This is a genomic window from bacterium (assembly GCA_024228115.1).
GTDB lineage: Bacteria > Myxococcota_A > UBA9160 > UBA9160 > UBA6930.
Genome location: JAAETT010000263.1, coordinates 1 through 1,170, shown reverse-complemented (window position 1 = coordinate 1,170; position 1,170 = coordinate 1). Strand labels below are relative to the sequence as shown.

Below are 1,170 nucleotides of genomic sequence, written 5' to 3'. Positions count from 1 at the left end.
TTTGCATCATCGCCTGTTTACCAGTAAGATTTAGCAACAGCTAGAGTTAACCTATCAAATATCCTTTCACCAAAGTACCTTCTATTGAGTTTGTAGCAAAACTCATCTAAATAGAGTTGTAAATACTTTCCTTTAATTTTATGGTATACCCCTAAAAAGTTACGTTTAGCATTTCCAATAGCTACATGCACCCATTTTAATTCCGTTCTTGTTAAATCTTTAGTCGAAACTTCTGAAATATGCATTTCGACATAGTTTTCTATATCTAAATAAGTAGTTGCTTTATCTGAAAAAACGATTGATGTCTCTGCGATATTTTCGGAGATTACTTCATTTATTGAATCTGTTTTATGACTGGTTAATGCTTTCATTTTATAGTACCTACAAGCAGAACTTCTTTTGCTTGTTTCTATGTTTTCCAAAGGAATAGATTCAGCTATAATAGCCACGTTTTGTTGCTTTTGAGAACCTTTTCCTCTTTTTAATTTTATGCCGTCAGGGGTTGCTATTTCGAAATATGCTTCATCAAATTCTATCATTCCTTCTAAAGTATATAGAGCGTCTCTATTCCCCATAGCAAGACGAATTCGATGCATTAACGACCAAATAGTGTTATATCTTTTATGTCTTAATTGACGCTGGAGTTCTTTAGCTGAGATTCCTTTTTTTGTAAAAGTCATAAACAACATAGCTAAATACCATGTCCGAACAGGTAATTTTGAATTAGCCATCATAGAGCCACTTTTTAACGTCGTGCGAAAATGACAAGATTTACATTCCCATTGCTCCTTGTTATTGAGCCAATAATGTTCTTGACTTGTACATCTTTTACAAACGACTCCTTCTTTTTCTCGTTTTATTCTAAAATCAGCTCGACAACTTGATTCAGTCGGAAAAACTTCAACAAACTCTAAAATATTCATGCTCTTTTTTTTGATTAGACTACAAAAATAGAGTGCCAAAGCGTAAATTATTTACGTTATCCAAATTTTTATAGGTAAACAAGCGATGAATCAAAAATTTATTGTTTTAATTTACTTTTTACTTTCTCAAAACGTTCTTTTGTATTTGGTTTCGTTTTATCTTCAGCTCTAAATTCAGGGTTAATAACATGTAGAAATGTAAAAGGATTGCCTTCTAATTTTGCAGTTAAGATATGCTTCTTATAAT

1 protein-coding gene is annotated in these 1,170 nt (G+C 31.7%); it reads right to left on the bottom strand.

Annotated elements, in window-relative coordinates:
- Positions 1-17 precede the first annotated feature (17 nt).
- Positions 18-923, bottom strand: coding sequence for an IS1595 family transposase (locus GY937_12260; protein MCP5057481.1), 906 nt, complete (start codon positions 921-923; stop codon positions 18-20).
- Positions 924-1,170: the final 247 nt, after the last annotated feature.

What these genes read in the sequence shown, in the direction of transcription:
- GY937_12260 (MCP5057481.1), bottom strand. Translation starts at nt 923, where the DNA reads ATGAATATTTTAGAGTTTGTTGAAGTTTTTCCGACTGAATCAAGTTGT.